Genomic DNA, 524 nt, shown 5'->3' with positions numbered 1-524 from the left:
GCTCCGCAGTCTGCAGCAGGCGAGCCGTTTTCATGCTATTTTTTCTCGTATGTCCATCCATTTTCCTGATACACTTTTCCGTTTTTCATCAAATGGCCCAGCGCGCGTTTAAAGGCGGCTTTGCTCATATTAAAACGTTCTCTGATATCGTCAGGCTGGCTTTTGTCACTGTACGGCATGGCACCGTTTCTCATTCTCATATACGTTAGAATGCACTCAGCATCAACAGACATTGCATCCTGTTTTCTCGGAAGCAGCGACAAGTTGACTGAACCGTCTTCTTTCACTTGAATCACCCGGCCTGTGACTTTTGAACCCAGTCTTGGCTCCTCTTTTCTTTCTGACGGGTGAATAAAACAGCGGATACCGTCATCCGTGATCACGAATGAACCCGATGCGATCAGCCTGTACACCGTACCTGTCAGCTCTTTATTCATCAGATCTTCTGAAGCGTCGGTAAACAGTTCGCTGATGATATCTTCCGGCGCTGGTTTCGCAAACATGCGCCCCCGGTTCGTCACCTT

At 48.3% G+C, this 524-nt stretch carries 1 pseudogene; it reads right to left on the bottom strand.

Annotation, left to right across the window (positions count from 1 at the left end):
- Window positions 1-35: 35 nt before the first annotated feature.
- Window positions 36-524 (bottom strand): annotated as a pseudogene (locus ACWHAR_RS31800) (hypothetical protein); the annotation flags it as partial.

The organism is Bacillus sp. LR--39, assembly GCF_053613335.1.
This window is presented reverse-complemented; position numbering and strand designations above follow the sequence as displayed.